The 18,265-nt window shown below is 61.4% G+C and carries 14 protein-coding genes; 2 read left to right on the top strand and 12 right to left on the bottom strand.

Annotated elements, in window-relative coordinates; translation table 11 throughout:
* Positions 1–151: 151 nt before the first annotated feature.
* The 7 genes from QMX91_RS19175 to QMX91_RS19205 all read right to left on the bottom strand — a co-directional run bounded on the left by QMX91_RS19175 (position 152) and on the right by QMX91_RS19205 (position 8,613).
* Positions 152–331, bottom strand: a complete 180-nt coding sequence (locus QMX91_RS19175; protein ID WP_098965951.1) for a hypothetical protein — start codon at positions 329–331, stop codon at positions 152–154.
* Positions 328–1,452, bottom strand: coding sequence for a PepSY domain-containing protein (locus QMX91_RS19180; RefSeq protein WP_282413198.1), 1,125 nt, complete (start codon positions 1,450–1,452; stop codon positions 328–330). The genes QMX91_RS19175 and QMX91_RS19180 overlap by 4 nt, the downstream gene beginning before the upstream one ends.
* Positions 1,453–1,526: 74 nt before the next feature.
* Positions 1,527–3,965 carry a TonB-dependent siderophore receptor gene (locus tag QMX91_RS19185; protein WP_282413199.1) on the bottom strand — a complete coding sequence of 813 codons (2,439 nt, stop codon included), beginning with the start codon at positions 3,963–3,965 and terminating at the stop codon, positions 1,527–1,529.
* A 234-nt stretch (positions 3,966–4,199) separates the two neighbouring features.
* A complete protein-coding gene (locus QMX91_RS19190; RefSeq protein WP_282413200.1) occupies positions 4,200–5,171 on the bottom strand; it encodes a FecR family protein in 972 nt (323 codons plus the stop codon).
* Positions 5,168–5,686, bottom strand: a complete 519-nt coding sequence (locus QMX91_RS19195; protein WP_282413204.1) for an RNA polymerase sigma factor — start codon at positions 5,684–5,686, stop codon at positions 5,168–5,170. Before QMX91_RS19195 ends, QMX91_RS19190 begins: the two co-directional genes overlap by 4 nt.
* Before the next feature lie 288 nt (positions 5,687–5,974).
* Positions 5,975–6,682 (bottom strand): 3'-5' exonuclease, encoded by a 708-nt coding sequence (locus QMX91_RS19200; RefSeq protein WP_282413201.1) that lies wholly within the window; start codon positions 6,680–6,682, stop codon positions 5,975–5,977.
* Complete coding sequence (locus QMX91_RS19205; RefSeq protein ID WP_305883207.1) at positions 6,679–8,613, bottom strand: putative nucleotidyltransferase substrate binding domain-containing protein; 1,935 nt, start codon at positions 8,611–8,613, stop codon at positions 6,679–6,681. Before QMX91_RS19205 ends, QMX91_RS19200 begins: the two co-directional genes overlap by 4 nt.
* A 259-nt stretch (positions 8,614–8,872) precedes the next feature.
* On the opposite strand from QMX91_RS19205, the gene QMX91_RS19210 reads away from it, so the two are divergent.
* On the top strand, positions 8,873–9,319 hold the full coding sequence (locus QMX91_RS19210) for a response regulator (protein ID WP_096797572.1): 447 nt from the start codon (positions 8,873–8,875) through the stop codon (positions 9,317–9,319).
* A gap of 204 nt (positions 9,320–9,523) precedes the next feature.
* On the opposite strand, the gene QMX91_RS19215 is transcribed toward QMX91_RS19210, so the two are convergent.
* Positions 9,524–11,701 (bottom strand): malate synthase G, encoded by a 2,178-nt coding sequence (locus QMX91_RS19215; RefSeq protein WP_282413202.1) that lies wholly within the window; start codon positions 11,699–11,701, stop codon positions 9,524–9,526.
* Between the two features lie 649 nt (positions 11,702–12,350).
* Between QMX91_RS19215 and QMX91_RS19220 the strand changes: the two genes are divergently transcribed.
* Complete coding sequence (locus QMX91_RS19220; protein ID WP_210556518.1) at positions 12,351–12,869, top strand: glycine cleavage system protein R; 519 nt, start codon at positions 12,351–12,353, stop codon at positions 12,867–12,869.
* Positions 12,870–13,092: 223 nt separating this feature from the next.
* Here the strand turns inward: QMX91_RS19220 and rarD are convergent, their stop codons facing one another.
* From rarD to QMX91_RS19240, 4 genes are all read right to left on the bottom strand, one after another.
* A complete protein-coding gene (gene rarD / locus QMX91_RS19225) occupies positions 13,093–13,980 on the bottom strand; it encodes an EamA family transporter RarD (protein ID WP_095137447.1) in 888 nt (295 codons plus the stop codon).
* A 193-nt stretch (positions 13,981–14,173) separates the two neighbouring features.
* Positions 14,174–15,148: a serine/threonine protein kinase gene (locus QMX91_RS19230; protein WP_027610685.1), complete on the bottom strand. Its 975-nt coding sequence runs from the start codon at positions 15,146–15,148 to the stop codon at positions 14,174–14,176.
* Between the two features lie 209 nt (positions 15,149–15,357).
* On the bottom strand, positions 15,358–17,259 hold the full coding sequence (locus QMX91_RS19235) for a PhoX family phosphatase (RefSeq protein ID WP_282413203.1): 1,902 nt from the start codon (positions 17,257–17,259) through the stop codon (positions 15,358–15,360).
* 70 nt (positions 17,260–17,329) lie between these two features.
* Positions 17,330–18,094: a TOBE domain-containing protein gene (locus tag QMX91_RS19240; protein ID WP_223006920.1), complete on the bottom strand. Its 765-nt coding sequence runs from the start codon at positions 18,092–18,094 to the stop codon at positions 17,330–17,332.
* Positions 18,095–18,265 lie beyond the last annotated feature (171 nt).

Consider the following 18,265-nt stretch of genomic DNA (forward strand, 5'->3'; position numbering starts at 1 on the left):
TAGAAAGGTGGATGGCAGCTTTGCTCCCACTCGTGCTTTAAACACCGCGGACTCACAGCTTGCCATCCACCCCTCTCACCCCAGAGTTTATTCCTTTACTCAGACACAAGCGGGCTTGCTCGCGAAGAGGCCCTGTCAGGCAGCACAAAAATCACTCGCGCGGCAGCAAACCTCTAATGGCCAGAAATGCGGGAACACCCAGCCCGACCCAACTCAACGCATCCCAGATCCCGTCCCCCAGCAACGCCGAAAACAACCCCGCCGCACTCAGCAGCGCAATCACCAGCGGCGTGCTGAACACTTTCCAGAAACTCGACTGACGCGGCTTCATGCAGCAGCCTCCCGCGGCAACGGTTTCGCCGCTTTACGCCGCACCACCCACAGATACACGCCGCTGCCGAGGACGATGATGGTCAGCACGTCGAGGGTTGCCCAGAGGATCTTCATCGGCATGCCGCCGTAGTCGCCGAAGTGCAGCGGCTGGGACATGCCCATGGCGTCCATGTACCACGGGCGCTCGGCCACAGCGGTGACCTGTAGGGTGCTGGCGTCGATCAGCACCGGCGTCAGCAGGTGCGAGGTCAGGTGCGTGCCGCCCTTCATGAAGACTGAATAATGATGCTCGCTGGAAAACCGCGTGCCGGGGAAAGCGATGAAATCCGGGTTCATGCCCGGCGCCACGTCCCGGGCGATGTCGAGCAGGCGGGTGGCCGGGGCCGGTCGGGTCAGCGGCGGGGCATCGCGGTAGGGCGCGACCATGGCGGTCAGCGTGTCATTGCGCCACGCGGCAATGAGCAGATCGGCGCAGGCGCTGATCACGCCGGTGACGCCGACCACCAAGGCCCAGGTCAGGGTAACGACGCCGATCAGGTTGTGCAGGTCGAGCCAGCGCAGGCGGGTGGACTTGTCCTGACGCACGGTGCCGAACTGCAAGCGGCGCATGAACGGCAGGTAGAGCACCGTACCCGAGATGATCGCGACCACGAACAGCAGACCCATGAACGCCAGCAGCAACTTGCCCGGCAGTCCGGCAAACATGTCGACGTGCAGGCGCAGGATGAACAGCATCAGCCCGCCATTGGCCGACGGGGTTTCCAGCGCTTCACCGGTGCGCGCATCAAGCATGAAGGTGTGCGACGAGTTCGGTTCGGTGCCGGCGGTCTTCGCCATGATCGTCAGTACGGCGTTGGGTTCGTCGTCTTCGAAACCGAAGTATTGCACCACTTCACCTGGGCGATGTTTTTCTGCGGCCTCGACCAGTTGCGCCAGGTTCAAGCGCGGCGTGTCGACCGGCATCTCGCGCACTTGTGGGGCATCACCGAGCAGATGCTCGATCTCGTGATGGAAGATCAGCGGCAGGCCGGTCAATGCCAGCAACAGCAAAAATACGGTGCAGATCAGGCTGGTCCAGGTGTGGATGAACGACCAGCGGCGAATTGTTTTACTTTTCATTTCATGACCTTCAAAAACACCGAAGCCGTCCATGAAGGACGGCTTGGTGACAGGACCTGTTTCAGCTCACGCGGTTACCACTTGTAGGTGGCGCTGGCGATGACGCTGCGCTGGTCACCGTAGTAGCAGTAGTAGCCGTCGCAGGTGGAGATGTAGTCCTTGTCGAACAGGTTGGTGGCGTTGACCGCGACCGATGCACCTTTGAGGCTGTTGTCCAGGCGACCGAGGTCGTAATGCACCGAGGCGTCGAACACGGTGTAGGCGTCCGCTTTGCCCAGCCAGGTGTTGGCCTTGTCGCCGTAAGTGTTGCCGGTGTAACGCACGCCACCGCCGATGCCGAAACCGTCGAGTACGCCGCTGTGCCATGTGTAGTCGGTCCACAGCGAAGCTTGCTGGTTAGGCATCAGTTGCAGGCGATTGCCCTTGTCCACGCCTTTCTGCACTTCGGACTTGGCCAGGGTGTAGGCGGCGATGACTTTCAGGTTATCGGTGACGTCGGAAACCGCTTCCAGCTCCAGGCCTTTGACCTTCACTTCACCGGTCTGGCTGGTGATGGTCACGTTGTTGACGATGCTGTTGACCGCGACGTTCTTCTGGGTCAGGTCATACACCGCAGCGCTCAGCAGAGTCTTGCTGCCCGGCGGCTGGTACTTGATGCCCAGTTCCCATTGCTTGCCTTCGGTCGGCTTGAGCGAACCGGTGGAGGTGGCATCGGCGCCGCTGGTTGGCTGGAAGGATTCGGCGTACGACAGGTACGGCACGAAGCCCGAGTCGAACACGTAGCTGAGCGCCGCGTTGCCACTGAACGCCTTGTCGCGCTGGGTGTTGGTGGCGTCGCCCTTGTTGATGAACTGCGTGCCGGTGTGCACCCAGTCTTCACGCCCGCCGAGGGTCAGGCGCCACTGGTCGAGGGCCATCTGGTCCTGTACGTACAGGCCGGTCTGGTAGGTCTTCTGGTCATAGTCATAGAACGCCGAAGAGCGTGCTGGACGGGTGATCGGCTGACCGTAGATCGGGTTGTTGACGTTAATGTCCGGCGCGGTGCCGAAGATCGACGTGTAGTTGGTGTTGCTGCGCTGGTGATCCAGACCGAGCAACAGCGTATGGCGGATGTCGCCAGTGGCGAAGTCGGCCTGGAAGTTGTTGTCCACGGCGAACTGGCTGATGTCTTCATCAACGTTGGTGGTGCCGCGACCGACATTGCCCTGAGCATCCACGGTGAAGCCGGCGAACGATGGGTTGTAACTGTTGACGGTCACGGTCTGGAACGACAGATCCGACTTGGTGTAGCGCAGGTTCTGCTTGAACTGCCAGACGTCGTTGAGGCGATGCTCGAAGGCATAACCGAGCGCGTAGTAGGTGCGGTCGTAGAAATCGTAGTCCGGATCACCGAGGTTCTTGTGATGGGAAATCTTGCCGAACGGCATGTCGATCTTGGTGCCCTGAATCGGGTAGAACTGGCTGGTGACACCGGTATCGTCGCGGGTGAACTGGGTCAGCAGGGTGAATTTGGTGTCGTCATCGATGTTCCAGGTCAGGCTCGGCGCGATGTTGTAGCGCTTGTTCTCGATGTGATCGATCTGCGTGTCGCTGTCGCGCACTACACCGCTGATGCCGTAGAAAAACTGCCCGGCGTCGTCGATCTTGCCGGTGCTGGCGAAGTTGATCTGGCGATGGTTGTCGCTGCCGTACTGCAACTGGATTTCGCTGCTGGCTTCCGCGCTCGGGCGCCGGCTGACCATGTCCAGCAGACCGCCCGGCGGGGTCTGGCCGTAGACGGAAGAGGCCGGGCCGCGCAGCAGCGCGAGGCGGTCGAGGTTCCAGGTTTCAGGCTTTGGGTTGGCGTATACGCCCTTGGGCAGCGGCAGGCCGTCGAGGAACTGAGTCGGCTCGAAACCGCGCACCCGCAGCCAGTCGGTACGGGTGTCGCTGCCGTAGCTGCTGGCGGTGATGCCCGGCATGTAGCGTACGGCGTCATCGAGGCTGTGCACGCTGCGGTCGTCCATTTGCTGACGGGTGGCGACCGAGATCGAGCGCGGTGCTTCGACCAGCGCGGTGTCGGTCTTGGTGCCGGCGGCGGTGCGGGTGGCGGTGTAGCCTTCGACCGGGCCCCAGGCGGTTTCCAGGTTTTCCACGCCGATGACTGCGGTTTCCGGCAGCGCCAGTGTCCCTTCCGGCACCGCCACCAGGGTGTAAGTGCCGGTGCTGCTTTGTTCCAGTTGCAGACCGGTGCCTTGCAGCGCCGCGCGCAGAGCACCGGCGGCGTCGTACTGACCGCTGACCGGCGCAGAGGTCTTGCCGGCGGCCAGCGACGGATTCAGCGACAACGCGAGGCCGCCCTGGCTGGCGATCTGGTTCAGCGTGGTCGACAGCGGCGCCGCTGGCAGGTTGTAGGCACGCACGCTGGAGGCCTGTTCAGCAGCGAGCAACGGGCTGCTGATCAGCGGCGCGCTGAGGGCGATGGCGACGGCCAGCAGACTGGGGCGCAGCAAGGTGTCTAGCGAACGGGACATGCGAAGGCTCCTGAATGGAAATATTTCTCAATTGCCTGTGTGCCGGACGAGAATTGAAAAGTGATAGGGCTGGATGAAAATAATTTCGATTAACTTGGAAAGGGGCGGCCGCTTCGGAATTTTCGAGTGTGGCGGGTGGCCCTATCGCGAGCAGGCTCACTCCTACAGGGGGAACGCATTCCAGTTGTAGGAGTGAGCCTGCTCGCGATAGCTATTTCCCTGACAACGAATTTTTTAAGGCTTGTTATCAGCCTTCGCCACCGTGACCCAATACGGCGTGTGCTGCTCGATCTGCACCGGCAGGGTCGGCAGCAGCGCACTCAAGGCCTTGTCGGTGTCGTGCAGCGGGAAGCTGCCGGTGATGCGCAGGTCAGCGATTTCCGGCGCCACGCCCAGATGCCCTCGGCGATAACGACCCAGTTCATGCACCAGGTCTTCCAGTCGCGCGTTGTCCACCACGAGCATGCCGCGGGTCCAGGCATCGGCGCCGGGCGTGAGCGCGGCGACCGCGTCGAGGCCGTCATTGCGGATCAGCACTTGCTGGCCTTCACGCAGGATCCGCTCTTCAGGATGGCTTTGCGGATGCGCCGCCACCGCCGATTGCAGAACGCTCAGGCGCGTACCTTGGTCTTCACGCTTGACCAGAAACCGTGTGCCCAATGCGCGCATGCTGCCTTCGCGGGTTTCGACGATGAACGGCCGCGCATCGCCGTGACCGGTCTCGACCATGACCTCGCCTTCCTGCAATACGATCAGCCGCTGCCTGGCATCGAAACGCACATCCACCGCGCTGTGGGTGTTGAGGTTGAGCACGGTGCCATCGGCCAGGCGCACCGTGCGCTGCTCACCGGTGGCGGTGCGTTGATCGGCGAGCCAGTAATCCAGCGGCAAGTAGCGATCCCCGGCAAACAACGCCAGACCGACGAGCGCCACCACGCTGGCCAATCCGCTGCCGAGCTTGCGCACGCGCCGCCGAATGCCTTCGCGCGATTGCAGCAAGGCCGCGCGGGCCGGGCCGTTGGCGACGCTGAAGCGCTGATCGAGCATGCCCAGTTGGCGCCAGGCGCGGGCGTGTTCTTCATGGGCCGCGTGCCACTTGGCGAACTCCTCGCGCTCCAGCGGACTGCCGGAATCCAGCGACAACTGCCAGGCAATCGCCGCGTCCAGCACCTGAGCCGAGACCGGTTTGGAACTGGCCGGGTTCATGTCGGCTCACCGTACAGGGCGATGTAGCACTGGCGAATGCCTTGCGCGAGGTACTGCCGCACGCGGGGCACCGAGACGCCAAGCTTCTCGGCGATTTCGGCGTGGCCGAGGCCGTCGAGGCGGTTATACAGGAAAGCGGCGCGGGCCTTGGTCGACAGTTTGCCGAGCAGGCGGTCGATGACCTTGAGGTCTTCGAGGATCAGTTGCTGTTCTTCCACCGAAGGCTGTTCGCCTTCGGGGATCAGCATCAACTCGGTGAGGTAGGCCTGCTCCACCGCGGCGCGGCGGAAGTAGTCGAACAGCAGGCCCTTGGCGATCGCTACCAGAAACGCCCGGGGTTCGCGCGGCGTCAGCAGTTGCTCGCGACCGAGCAGACGCACGAAGGTGTCCTGGCTCAGGTCTTCGGCCCGTTGCGGGCAAGCCACATTGCGCCGCAACCAGCTCAGCAGCCAACCGCGATGGTCGCGATACAACGCACCGACGAGTTCACTGTGAGGGCTTGGGACTGACGACACCAGACGCACCGATTGGGAAATGTTAACCAACGAGAATTGTTCGCGATTCTCGCAGAGGTGGGAATGGTTAGCAATTGGCCACTGGTCGGGTGGGTGCACAAGAGCTGCCCCTCACCCTAACCCTCTCCCGGGGGAGAGGGGACCGATCAGGGAATATTCTGGAGCTGCACCGACCGGAAAGTGCTTTGCTGAATCCATAATCGATCTGGTTTTTCAGGTCGATGTATAACGCAAGACAATAAGGTCAGCTCCCTCTCCCTTTGGGAGAGGGTTGGGGTGAGGGGGCTTTTAGAAGGACGGCGCCTGCTGACGACGTTTCCACTGACTCAAACGCTGCTGCAGGTTCAACGGGCTATGAATCTGCTGCTGCCGCGCCCGGCTGAACAGAATCAACGCCAGCTCCGCCGTCGCCAGTGCATCGGCACTCGCGTTGTGCCGCTCGAACACCTCAAGCTTGAACCAGTCGATCCATTCATCCAGGCCGGCCTCGCGGATATTCGCCTGCGGACACAGCAGCGGCGCCATGTCCGCGACATCCAGAAACACATTCTGCAGCTTGTAGCCCAGGTGTTCCCGCAGCGCGCGCCCAAGCATGTGCTGATCGAAGGGCGCATGAAACGCCAGCACCGGGCTGTCACCGATAAATTCCATAAGCTCCAGCAACGCCTCGGCCGGGTCGCTGCCGGCGGCAATCGCGTTCGGCCCCAGGCCATGGATCAACACGCTCGGGCTGAGCTTCAGCTCCCGACATTGCAGAGTGCGCTCGAACTGCTGACTGAAGTCGATCGCGCCGTCTTCGATGACCACCGCGCCGATCGACAGCACGCGATCCTTGTTCAGGTTCAGCCCGGTAGTTTCCAGATCGAGCACCACCCAGCGCTGCTCGCGCAGGCTGTATTCTTTCAGTTCGCTGATCGCCGGCAACTTCGCCAGACGTTGTTGCAGGTCTGCCGACAGCAGAGGGCTGGCCGGCCGCAGCCACGAGAACAGGCTCATAACTGATACCGCAAGGCCAGGCTGCTTTGCAGGCGCTGGGCCTGGCGCAGGGATTCACGCAGGATGCGTCGGTCCAGATGATTGAGGCTGTCGGGATCGACCCGGTTGGACCAGGGCAGATTCTCACGGGTCTGGATCTGGTGTTGCTGCATGCGCGTCTGCTGGATGAAGTGGTAAGCCTCTTCATACGCGGCGCCATCGAGACGTTCGATGACCTCTTTTTCGACCAGCTGACGCAAGCGCTCCAGAGTGTTGTTGGTTTCGATGCCATGCGCCAGCGCCAACAGGCGTGCGCCGTCGACGAAGGGCGTCAGGCCCTGAACCTTGAGGTCGAGGGTGGCTTTCTCGCCGTTTTTGCGCGCCAGCACAAACTCGCGGAAACGCCCCACCGGTGGACGATTGCGCAAGGCGTTCTCGGCCAGCATGCGCTGGAACAAACGGTTGTCGCCGACCTGATCGAGAATCCCCCGGCGCAGTTGCGCGCAGCCTTTCTCGTCGCCCCAGACCACCCGCAGGTCGAAATAGATGCTTGAACCGAGCAGGTTCTCCGGCGTTGCCTCGCGGATAAACGCCGCAAAGCGCCGTGCCCATTCCGCCCGCGACAGACACAGTTCGGGGTTGCCGGCCATGATATTGCCCTTGCACAGGCTGAAGCCGCACTGCGCCAGGCTCTGGTTGATCTGCTGGGCGATCGGCAGCAGCTTGCCGCGAATCTCCGCCGCGTGCGCCGCGTCCCGGGCTTCGAACAGAATGCCGTTGTCCTGATCGGTGTGCAGCGTCTGCTCGCGCCGGCCCTCGCTGCCGAAGCACAGCCAGCTGAACGGCACGCCGGGGTCGCCTTTTTCGGCGAGGGTCAGTTCGATCACCCGACACACGGTATGGTCGTTGAGCAGGGTGATGATGTGGGTGATCTGCGTCGAGGACGCACCGTGGGCGAGCATGCGTTCGACCAGTTGGCCGATCTCGCCGCGCAGGCTCACCAGTTGTTCGAGGCGCTGGGCACTGCGGATGGTTCGGGCCAGGTGCACCAGATCGACCCGTTGCAGCGAGAACAGATCGCGCTCGGAGACCACGCCGCACAGGCGCTGATCCTTGACCAGACAGACGTGGGCGATGTGCCGTTCGGTCATGGCAATCGCCGCGTCGAAGGCGCTGTGATCGGGCGACAGAAAGAACGGCGAACAGGTCATGTGCCGCTCAATGGTTTCGCTGAAATCACCGCTGCCATTGGCGACCACTTCGCGCAGATCACGCAGGGTGAAAATCCCCAGCGGCGCCTTGTGCTCATCCACCGCGACGATGCTGCCGACCTGTTGCTCGTGCATCAGCTTCACCGCTTCACGCAACGGCGTGTCGGGGCTGCAAGTCACCGGATGGCGCATCGCCAATTCGCCGAGGCGGGTGTTCAGCGAGTACTGGGTGCCGAGGGTTTCCACGGCTTTCTGCTGGACTTGCTGGTTGACCTGATCGAGCAGGCTGCTGACCCCGCGCAAAGCGAAATCGCGGAAGCTGTTGGACAGGGCGAACAGCTTGATGAACGCCGGTTTGTTCAGTTGCAAGCAGAAGGTGTCTTCGCTGGCCAGATGCTCGGTGCGGGTCGCCCGTTCGCCTATCAGTGCGGCCAGCGGGAAACATTCGCCGGTGGTGATTTCGAAAGTGGTTTCGGTGCCGGGCCGGGTGATGTGCTGGCGTTCGCCGACCACCCGGCCCTGTTTGACGATGTAGAAATATTCGACCGGCCCGTCGGCGGGCTTGATGATGCTTTCGCCTTGGCCATAGAAGCGCAGCTGACATTGTTCCACCAGAAAAGCCAGGTGGGCGTGTTCCATCTGATTGAAGGGCGGGAAGCGCTGGAGGAATTGCAGGGTGCCCTGAATGTTCTGCAACACCGCGGTTTTCCCTGCCTGGGTGAAGGCGTCCGCTTTACTCATAACCATTACCGCAGTCTTTTTTGAATTGTTGTTGTCGGATCGTTGCGGCCATGGTCGGCCCCTGCGCGCGGGGTGCCCATTGGACGTAAGTCTAGGTTTGCCATGCCGTTCGGCACATTTGGGAAGTGCCCTACAAAAACAGTCGGAAATTCCCCCGCCAGCCACTTGGAAAAAAATCCGACGAAGTGCACATTGAAGCTCTGCTTAGCGATGTCTGACGACTGTGCCAGGTGACTGAATTGAAAACGTAGAGAATGCCATGTCCGACCACGATATTTTGAGCGACGCCGAGCGTGAAGCGCTCAGCGCAGTAATGCTCGAACCCGACTTGCCGCCGCAGCGTGTACTGATCGTCGATGACGACAAGGACGCCCGGGAGCTGTTGTCGGAGATACTCGCGTTAGATGGCATTCGTTGCATGACCGCGGCCAGCGGCGAAACCGCACTGAAGATGCTCGACGAAAAACCTTCGATCGGGCTGGTGATCACTGATTTGCGTATGGGCAATGTCGGTGGACTGGATTTGATTCGGCAGGTGCGTGAGTCGGAGCGGGCGGCGTTGCCGATCATCATTGTTTCCGGCGATGCCGATGTGAAGGACGCCATCGCCGCGATGCACCTGAGCGTGGTGGACTTTCTGCTCAAGCCGATTGATACGGTGAAGCTGCTGGGCCTGGTCAAACACGAATTGGGCATTGAGCCCTGACTCTCAGGCAACACTGCCCCCCTGTGGGAGCGGGCTTGCTCGCGAATGCGTCCTTTCTGTCGAAATTAATGTTGAATGTGAGTCCGTCTTCGCGAGCAAGCCCGCTCCCACAATGGATCTCCAGTGGTTGTTAGATTTTAGCGGCCAACAAAAAAGCCCTGATCGCAAGATCAGGGCTTTTTCATGTCCGGCAGTCAGCGCAGGTTACAGGCCGTTGGCCTTCTTGAACTCGCGACGACGACGGTGCAGAACCGGCTCGGTGTAGCCGTTCGGCTGTTTGGTGCCTTCGATCACCAGTTCGACTGCTGCCTGGAAGGCGATGTTGCTGTCGAAGTTCGGTGCCAGCGGACGGTACAGCGGGTCGTTGGCGTTCTGCCGGTCCACCACTGGCGCCATGCGCTTGAGGCTTTCCATCACTTGCGCTTCGGTGACGATACCGTGGCGCAGCCAGTTGGCGATGTGCTGGCTGGAGATGCGCAGCGTTGCACGGTCTTCCATCAGGCCGACGTCATTGATGTCCGGCACTTTCGAGCAACCCACGCCCTGGTCGATCCAGCGCACCACGTAACCGAGAATGCCCTGGGCGTTGTTGTCCAGTTCGTTCTTGATCTGCTCAGGCGTCCAGCTTGGGTTGACCGCCAGCGGAATGGTCAGGATGTCGTCCACCGAAGCACGGGCACGCTTGGCCAGTTCGGCCTGACGGGCGAACACGTCGACCTTGTGGTAATGCAGCGCGTGCAGCGCAGCCGCGGTCGGCGATGGCACCCAGGCGGTGTTGGCACCGGCCAGCGGGTGAGCGATTTTCTGTTCGAGCATCGCCGCCATCAGATCGGGCATCGCCCACATGCCTTTACCGATTTGTGCACGACCTTGCAGGCCGGTGCTCAGACCGATATCGACGTTCCAGTTCTCGTAGGCGCCGATCCACTTCTCGGCCTTCATGTCGGCCTTGCGCACCATCGGGCCGGCTTCCATGGAGGTGTGGATTTCGTCGCCGGTACGGTCGAGGAAACCGGTGTTGATGAACACCACGCGCTCGCTGGCAGCCTTGATGCAGGCTTTGAGGTTGACCGTGGTGCGGCGCTCCTCGTCCATGATCCCGACTTTCAGGGTGTTGCGCTTGAGGCCCAGCACATCTTCGATGCGACCGAACAACTCGTTGGTGAACGCCGCTTCTTCCGGGCCGTGCATCTTCGGTTTGACGATGTAGACCGAGCCGGTGCGGGTGTTCTTGCGCGAGGTGTTGCCGTTGAGGTTGTGCATCGCCGCCAGACAGGTCACCAGACCGTCGAGAATGCCTTCCGGCACTTCGTTGCCGTCCTTGTCCAGGATCGCGTCGATGGTCATCAGGTGACCGACGTTACGCACGAACAGCAGCGAGCGACCGTGCAGGGTCAGTTCACTGCCATCGACCTTGGTGTAGGTGCGATCCGGGTTCATGGTGCGGGTGAAGGTCTGGCCGCCCTTGGCGACTTCTTCGGACAGGTCGCCCTTCATCAGGCCGAGCCAGTTGCGGTAGATCACCACTTTGTCGTCGGCATCGACGGCAGCCACGGAGTCTTCGCAGTCCATGATGGTGGTCAGTGCCGCTTCCATCAGGATGTCTTTGACGCCGGCGGCATCGGTCTGGCCGACCGGGGTGCTGGCGTCGATCTGGATTTCGAAATGCAGGCCGTGGTTCTTCAGCAGTATCGCGATCGGCGCTTCTGCCGAACCCTGGAAGCCGATCAGTTGAGCATCGTCACGCAGGCCGGTGTTGCTGCCGCCCTTGAGGGTGACCAGCAGTTTGCCGTCAACGATCTTGTAAGCCGTCGAATCGACGTGGGAGCCAGCGGCCAGGGGCGCCGCTTCGTCGAGGAACGCACGGGCGAAGGCGATGACTTTGTCGCCACGCACCTTGTTGTAGCCTTTGCCTTTTTCCGCGCCACCGTCTTCGCTGATCGCGTCGGTGCCGTAGAGGGCGTCGTACAGCGAACCCCAGCGGGCGTTCGAGGCGTTGAGGGCGAAGCGGGCGTTCATCACCGGCACTACGAGTTGCGGGCCGGCGGTGCGGGCGATTTCATCATCGACGTTTTGCGTCGTTGCCTGGAAATCAGCCGCTTCTGGCAGCAGATAACCGATTTCTTGCAGGAAGGCTTTGTAGGCCACGGCGTCGTGCGCCTGACCAGCACGCTCCTGATGCCAGGCATCAAGACGAGCCTGGAAGTCATCGCGTTTGGCGAGTAGAGCTTTGTTCTTCGGCGCCAGGTCATGAATGACCTTGTCGGCACCTTCCCAGAATTTATCGGCGGTGAGGCCGGTACCGGGAATGGCTTCGTTGTTCACGAAGTCGAACAGGACTTTGGCGACCTGCAGGCCACCGACTTGAACGTGTTCAGTCATTGCTTGCCTCACTCTGCTCAGCTATTTCGCTTTTCAGCTCTTCAATTTTGACAATGAAGCCTCTGGCCATTTAAACCACAAACCTTCCGACCAGTACATGCCATTGCTGGCGGCTGGGCTGGGACCAATCAACGGCTTGGGGGCCTTGCTGACGGGGCTTTCAGGGTTGCGAACATGCCTTGGGCAGACATCGATCCAGCGTTATGTAGTGCGCGCCGAGGCATACTACATGATGCGTTGCGCTTGTGAAAATCAGACTAATAACGTCGTTCTGCGACCTCATGACGCATTGCGGTCACGTCGCGGAACGGGATGTTCTCAAAAAACCATCGGATTGTTCCAGCTAAATATAAAAAGTTGTACACATAAATCCTTTCTGCCTGCTATGGCATCCCCCTGCGGTGCACACTCTGTGGCGAGGGGATTTATCCCCGATGGGTGGCGAAGCCGCCCCCTGCGCGCTGACAGGTAGACCGAGCTGACAGGGTTTACGGCTGCTGCGCAACCGATCGGGGATAAATCCCCTCGCCACAGGCTGCATCCAAAACCAAGACACAGGTCACTCGCACAAATTGCTGCCCGGGCTGAATCAAACCCCTTGCCTATACTTGCCTTTCTATAACAAAAGTCATGACAAGAGGGCGGCGCCATGGACCATCTCGTACTCACTGTGTTTGCCCCGGACAAGCCCGGGCAGGTCGAGCGCATCGCCCAATGCATCGCTGAGCACGGCGGCAACTGGCTGGAAAGCCGCATGTCACGGATGGCTGGGCAGTTCGCGGGGATTCTGCGAGTGGGCGTACCGGCGGAGGCTTACGACGAATTAGTCGATTCCCTACAAGCGCTGTCGGCACAGGGCATTCGCGTGCTGATCGCCGAGAGTGGCATCGAGCAGTCCTGCACCTGGAAACCGATCGGCATGGAGTTGGTGGGCAATGACCGCCCGGGCATCGTGCGCGACATCACCCGGTTGCTCAGCGAGCAGGGGGTGAACCTCGAACGGCTGGTGACCGAAGTGCGCCCGGCACCGATGAGCAGCGAGCCGTTATTCCACGCCGAAGCAATTCTCGCGGTGCCGCTGACCCTGTCGCTGGACGTGCTGCAATCGCGCCTGGAAACCCTGGCCGATGATCTGATGGTCGAACTGGTGTTACGCACAGAGGTTTAAGCGCCGCCAGGGTTATCCAGTTTTAACGTGCACCTGCCTGTGGATAACCTGTAGAGACCGGGCGCAACGCCACGCCAGCGGTGGCTTGCAGCATGCTGATCAAAAAACCGCCAGCATTCAGTGACTTGCGCACAAACGGCGGGGATCACGCTGTGGATAACCTTGGGAAGGAACGTTGCAGGCCACGAGAACCGTGGCCTGCGAAGCTTTGTGCGTTTTTTGATCAGCTGCGCCGACGCAAACTGATCACCGCATCGACGCTGTAGACGGCCAGACCGGCCCAGATGAAGATGAACGCGATCAGCGTGCTCGACGACAAATGCTCACCAAACAGCAGCACCGCCTGCAGCAGCACCAGGGTTGGCGCGGTGTACTGGAGGAAACCGATGGTGGTGTAGGGCAGATGACGGGTGGCCGCGTTGAAACACACCAGCGGGATGAGCGTCACCGGCCCGGCCGCGACCAGCCACCAGGCTTGCGAGGTGGTCCAGAACTCGGGTTGTGCGCTGGTGGCGGTCTGATTGAACAGCAGCCAGGCCACGGCGATCGGCACCAGCATCCAGGTTTCCACCACCAGCCCCGGCAAGGCCTTGACCGGCGCCTGTTTGCGGATCAAACCGTAGAAGCCGAAGGTCAGCGCCAGCACCAGCGATACCCACGGCAGACTGCCGACCTGCCACACCTGCTGCGCCACGCCAACGGCTGCCAGCCCTACCGCGATCCACTGCATGCGCCGCAGGCGCTCGCCGAGAATCAACATCCCCAACAGCACGTTCACCAGCGGGTTGATGTAGTAACCGAGGCTCGCTTCGAGCATGCGCCCGTTGTTCACCGACCATACGTAGGTCAGCCAGTTGGCCGCGATCAGGGTGCCGCTCAGGGCGAGGATCGCCAGACGCTTGGGGTTGTCGAGCAACTCGCGCAACCAGCCCGGATGCTTCCACACCATCAGCAACAAAGCGCCGAACAGCGCCGACCACAACACGCGGTGAATGATGATCTCGACAGCGGGGACTTCGGCAATGGCCTTGAAGTAGATCGGGAACAGGCCCCAGATGATGTAGGCACTCAGGCCCAGAATGTACCCGCGACGCGGGTTGGCGGCTTGCATGCAGAATCCTTGCTTAGGCAGCTGACAAAGCAGGGATTGTAAGGAGATTTGTTGGCAAATGAGTTTTGAATTTGTGAATACTGGCCAAATGTGGGAGCGGGCTTGCTCGCGAATGCGGTGTATCAGCAGCAGAATAATTGCCTGACACACCGCCTTCGGGAGCAAGTCCCCTCCCACAAAGGTTTGTGGTGAATCAGAAGAGTTTCAGTGGCTCTTCATTCAGCGCGGACAGTTGTTCACGCAACGCCAGCACCTGATCGCCCCAATACCGCTCCGTACCAAACCACGGAAAACTGTGCGGGAATGCCGGGTCGTCCCAGCGCCGCGCCAGCCAGGCGCTGTAGTGCATCAGCCGCAGGGCGCGCAGCGGTTCGATCAGCGCCAGTTCACGGGGATCGAAGTCGTGGAATTCGTTGTAGCCGTCCATCAGTTCCGACAGTTGCCCGAGGCATTCCTGACGGTCGCCGGCGAGCATCATCCAGATGTCCTGCACGGCCGGGCCCATGCGGCAGTCGTCGAGGTCGACAATGTGGAACATTTCATCGCGGCACATCATGTTGCCGGGGTGACAGTCGCCATGCATGCGGATGTTCTGGTGGGGCGTGGCGGCGTAGACGTCTTCGACCCGCTTGAGCAGGTCGCGGGCCACTGACTCGTAGGCCGGCAGCAGGCTCTTGGGGATGAAGTTGCCTTCAAGCAACGTCGCCAGCGAGGCATGGCCGAAGTTCTGTACGCCCAGTGCTTCACGGTGTTCGAACGGCTTGGTCGCGCCGACCGCATGAATGCGCCCGAGTAACTGGCCGAGGCGGTACAGCTGATCAAGGTTGCCCGGCTCCGGCGCGCGACCGCCACGACGGGGGAACAGGGTGAAGCGGAAACCGGCGTGTTCGTGCAGGGTCTGGCCGTTGTGAATCAGCGGCGCCACCACGGGAATCTCGACGTCGGCGAGTTCGAAGGTGAACTGGTGCTCTTCGAGGATGGCTTCGTTGGTCCAGCGCTGCGGACGGTAGAACTTGGCGATCAGCGGTTCGGAGTCTTCGATACCGACCTGATAGACGCGGTTTTCGTAGCTGTTGAGCGCCAGAATGCGTGCGTCACTGAGAAACCCGATGCTTTCGACGGCATCGAGCACGAGATCGGGTGTGAGGGTTTCAAACGGGTGGGCCATGCTGACTCCTGCGCGCAGCAGGCTGCCGCGTCCGGCCCAGCATGGTAGCGCAGACTGTGGAGGTTGAGGGTTTTGCCTTGAATAGTGGGCTGCCTGGAAGGGCCTCTTCGGGAGCAAGCCCCCTCCCACAGTGGATCTCCGGTGTGCCGACCATCTCATGCACTCAGCCGATCCAATGTGGGAGCGAGTCTGCTCGCGAAAGCGATTTATCAGGCGCCGACGATCCCGCCATCCTCACGGGTAATCGCCATCACCGATGAACGCGGCTTGCCATTCGGCAGATGCTCGGGGAAGGTTGAACCGCCGTTCTCGCCTGGATGCTGAATCCCGACAAACAGGGTTTTCTGGTCCGGCGAGAAGCTGATCCCGGTCACTTCACAGCCAATCGGCCCGACCATGAACCGGCGAATTTCGCCGGTCTTCGGATCGGCACAGAGCATCTGGTTGTTGCCCATCCCGGCAAAGTCCCCGGCGTTGCTCGAGTCGCCGTCAGTCAGAATCCACAAGCGCCCGGCCTTGTCGAAGCCCAAACCGTCCGGGCTGTTGAACATGTTCTGCGGGGTGATGTTCGACGAACCGCTCTTCGGCGTACCGGCGTGCACGCCCGGATTGCCGGCGACCACAAACAGATCCCAGGCAAACGTCTTCGACGCGTGATCGTCGCGGTCGGTGCGCCAGCGCAGGATCTGCCCGTAGACGTTCTTCGCGCGCGGGTTCGGCCCGCCCACCGGCTGCCCGTCTTCGCCGCGCTTGGCGTTGTTGGTCAGGGTGCAATAAACCTGGCCGTCCTTCGGGCTGACGACGATCCATTCCGGGCGGTCCATACGCGTGGCGCCGACCACACTGGCGGCGAGGCGGGCGTGGATCAGCACTTCGGCCTGATCGGCGAAACCGCTGCTGGCGTCGATGCCGTTCTTGCCGTGGGTCAGTTCGATCCACTGGCCTTGGCCTTTCGGGTGATCAGGGTTGCCGTCACCGGCGTCGAACTTGGCCACATACAGCGTGCCGTGGTCGAGGATGTCGCGGTTGGCTTTGGCGTTGCGGTGGTTGATGCGGTCGCGGCTGATAAACTTGTAGATGAACTCGCCACGTTCGTCGTCGCCCATGTACACCACGGCGCGACCGTCATCGGTCTCGGCGAGGGCGGCGTTTTCATGCTTGAAGCGACCCAGCGCCGTACGCTTGACCGGGGTCGATTGCGGATCGAACGGATCGATCTCGACCACCCAGCCGTGACGGTTGAGTTCGTTGGGGTTCTTGGCCATGTCGAAGCGCGGGTCGAACGGGTGCCAGTTGATCTCGCGGCTGGCGGCCGACACGCCGTAGCGCTTTTGCGCCGGATCGAACTGCTGCTGAGCGTTGCTGCTGCCGAAACAGTCGGTGAAGTTTTCTTCGCAGGTCAGATAGGTGCCCCACGGCGTCTTGCCGTTGGCGCAGTTCTGGAAGGTGCCGAGGACTTTTTTGCCGTGCTTGTCGGCGGCCGTCTTCATCAACTCGTGACCGGCCGCCGGGCCGCTGATGCGCAGCGGCGAGTTGCCGTGGATGCGGCGGTTGTAGCGCGAGCCCTGGACGAACTGCCATTGGCCGTTTTTGCGCTGCACTTCGATCACCGACACCCCTTCACAGGCCAGCGCCTTGCGCACGTCTTCGGCCGACTGCGGCATGCCGCCGTGCGGGTAGAGGTAGCGGTAATTGGTGTATTCGTTGTTGATCGCCATCAACGCACGGTTTCGGTCGTCGGGGAATTCGAACAGGCTCATGCCGTCGTTGTTGTCGCCGAATTGCACTTCCTGGGCGGCGGCGGTGCCATTGCCGCTCGGGTCGAACGCCGGGCCGTTCTTGTGCAATGGCTGACCCCAGCTGATCAGCACCGAAGACTTGTAGCCCTTGGGCAGGCTGATGACGTCGGTGGTCGCGGCGGGAATGCTCTCGAAGCCGAGCAGGCGGCTGTTGCCGGCGCTGATGCCGGTGGCCAGCGCGCTGCGGCTGAGCAGGTTACCGCCGAGGAACATGGCGGCACCGCACAGTGCACCGGCGCTGATGAAACCGCGACGGCTGAGGCCGACCATCTTTTCCAGATCAGTCGATTGGTTTTCTTCTAATAGGCTCACATCAGGCTCCCTGCTTGGTTTTGGCAGCCACCTTAATGAGCGTCGATTACGCTTTCGTTGCAGCGCCTGATTACAGCGGCGTGCCGATCAGCACATTGGACGGCGAGAACTGCACCTGCACCGGTTGCTCGACACTCAGCCCGCGGGTGCGAAGCTGCAGCGGCTCCGCCAGAGCGCAGAGCGTCTGGCCGTTGGGCAGGGCGATGCGAACTTCGCTGGGGCCGTCTTCGGCATCTAGAATGGCTTCGATAGTGCCTTGCAGAAGATTGTGTCCAGATGTTGCAACTTGCTCCGGGGGCAGTAGTTCAAGCCAGCCAGCCTTGATCAAGGCCACCACTTCGGTGCCCGGTTGCAGTTCCAGGTGCACGGTGCTGTCGTGGGTGATCTGCGCGTTGATCCACAGGCCTTCGGCCAGTTCGAGGCGAATCAGGTCGTTGCGGCCCTGACCTTCGATGGCCACGACTTTGCCGTGCAGCTGGTTACGCGCGCTGGTTCTGAGCATCAATCGCCCAAGCAGATCCAGATCGCTGGCGTCCTCAGCGGCCTCCAGCACCTGCGCCTGTAAAGCTTGCAGCTTTTGGTACAGACGCAACACCCGTTCGCCTTCGCTGGACAATCTGGCACCGCCGCCGCCCTTGCCGCCGACCGCGCGCTCCACCAGCGGTTTCTGCGCCAGGTTATTCAGCTCATCGATCGCATCCCACGCCGCTTTGTAACTGAGCCCGGCGCTTTTCGCGGCGCGGGTGATCGAGCCCTGTTCGGCAATGTGTTGCAGCAGGGCGATGCGCTGCGGACGGCGGACGATGTGCTGGGACAACAGGGTGGGCAGGGACATTGGTGGGGGCTTTTTCACAGTGGCGGTGGAGAGTGAAGTTGGCGGCTTGCGACGCATCAGTCAAGCCAAACACAGTGCCCTTGTAGGAGTGAGCCTGCTCGCGATGGCGGTGGAACAGTCAGCATCAATGTTGGCAGTGATTGCGCTATAGCGAGCAGGCTCACTCCTGTG

The sequence above is a fragment of the Pseudomonas sp. PS01299 genome, from assembly GCF_029960145.1.
In the GTDB taxonomy this organism is placed as follows: domain Bacteria; phylum Pseudomonadota; class Gammaproteobacteria; order Pseudomonadales; family Pseudomonadaceae; genus Aquipseudomonas; species Aquipseudomonas putida_A.

Excerpts from the sequence above, each read along its gene's own strand:
- QMX91_RS19180 (WP_282413198.1), bottom strand. The coding sequence starts at position 1,452 with ATGAAAAGTAAAACAATTCGCCGCTGGTCGTTCATCCACACCTGGACC.
- QMX91_RS19240 (WP_223006920.1), bottom strand. The coding sequence starts at position 18,094 with ATGTCCCTGCCCACCCTGTTGTCCCAGCACATCGTCCGCCGTCCGCAG.
- QMX91_RS19210 (WP_096797572.1), top strand. The coding sequence starts at position 8,873 with ATGTCCGACCACGATATTTTGAGCGACGCCGAGCGTGAAGCGCTCAGC.
- QMX91_RS19220 (WP_210556518.1), top strand. The coding sequence starts at position 12,351 with ATGGACCATCTCGTACTCACTGTGTTTGCCCCGGACAAGCCCGGGCAG.
- QMX91_RS19190 (WP_282413200.1), bottom strand. The coding sequence starts at position 5,171 with ATGAACCCGGCCAGTTCCAAACCGGTCTCGGCTCAGGTGCTGGACGCG.
- QMX91_RS19230 (WP_027610685.1), bottom strand. The coding sequence starts at position 15,148 with ATGGCCCACCCGTTTGAAACCCTCACACCCGATCTCGTGCTCGATGCC.
- QMX91_RS19175 (WP_098965951.1), bottom strand. The coding sequence starts at position 331 with ATGAAGCCGCGTCAGTCGAGTTTCTGGAAAGTGTTCAGCACGCCGCTG.
- QMX91_RS19200 (WP_282413201.1), bottom strand. The coding sequence starts at position 6,682 with ATGAGCCTGTTCTCGTGGCTGCGGCCGGCCAGCCCTCTGCTGTCGGCA.
- QMX91_RS19185 (WP_282413199.1), bottom strand. The coding sequence starts at position 3,965 with ATGTCCCGTTCGCTAGACACCTTGCTGCGCCCCAGTCTGCTGGCCGTC.
- rarD (WP_095137447.1), bottom strand. The coding sequence starts at position 13,980 with ATGCAAGCCGCCAACCCGCGTCGCGGGTACATTCTGGGCCTGAGTGCC.
- QMX91_RS19205 (WP_305883207.1), bottom strand. The coding sequence starts at position 8,613 with ATGAGTAAAGCGGACGCCTTCACCCAGGCAGGGAAAACCGCGGTGTTG.
- QMX91_RS19215 (WP_282413202.1), bottom strand. The coding sequence starts at position 11,701 with ATGACTGAACACGTTCAAGTCGGTGGCCTGCAGGTCGCCAAAGTCCTG.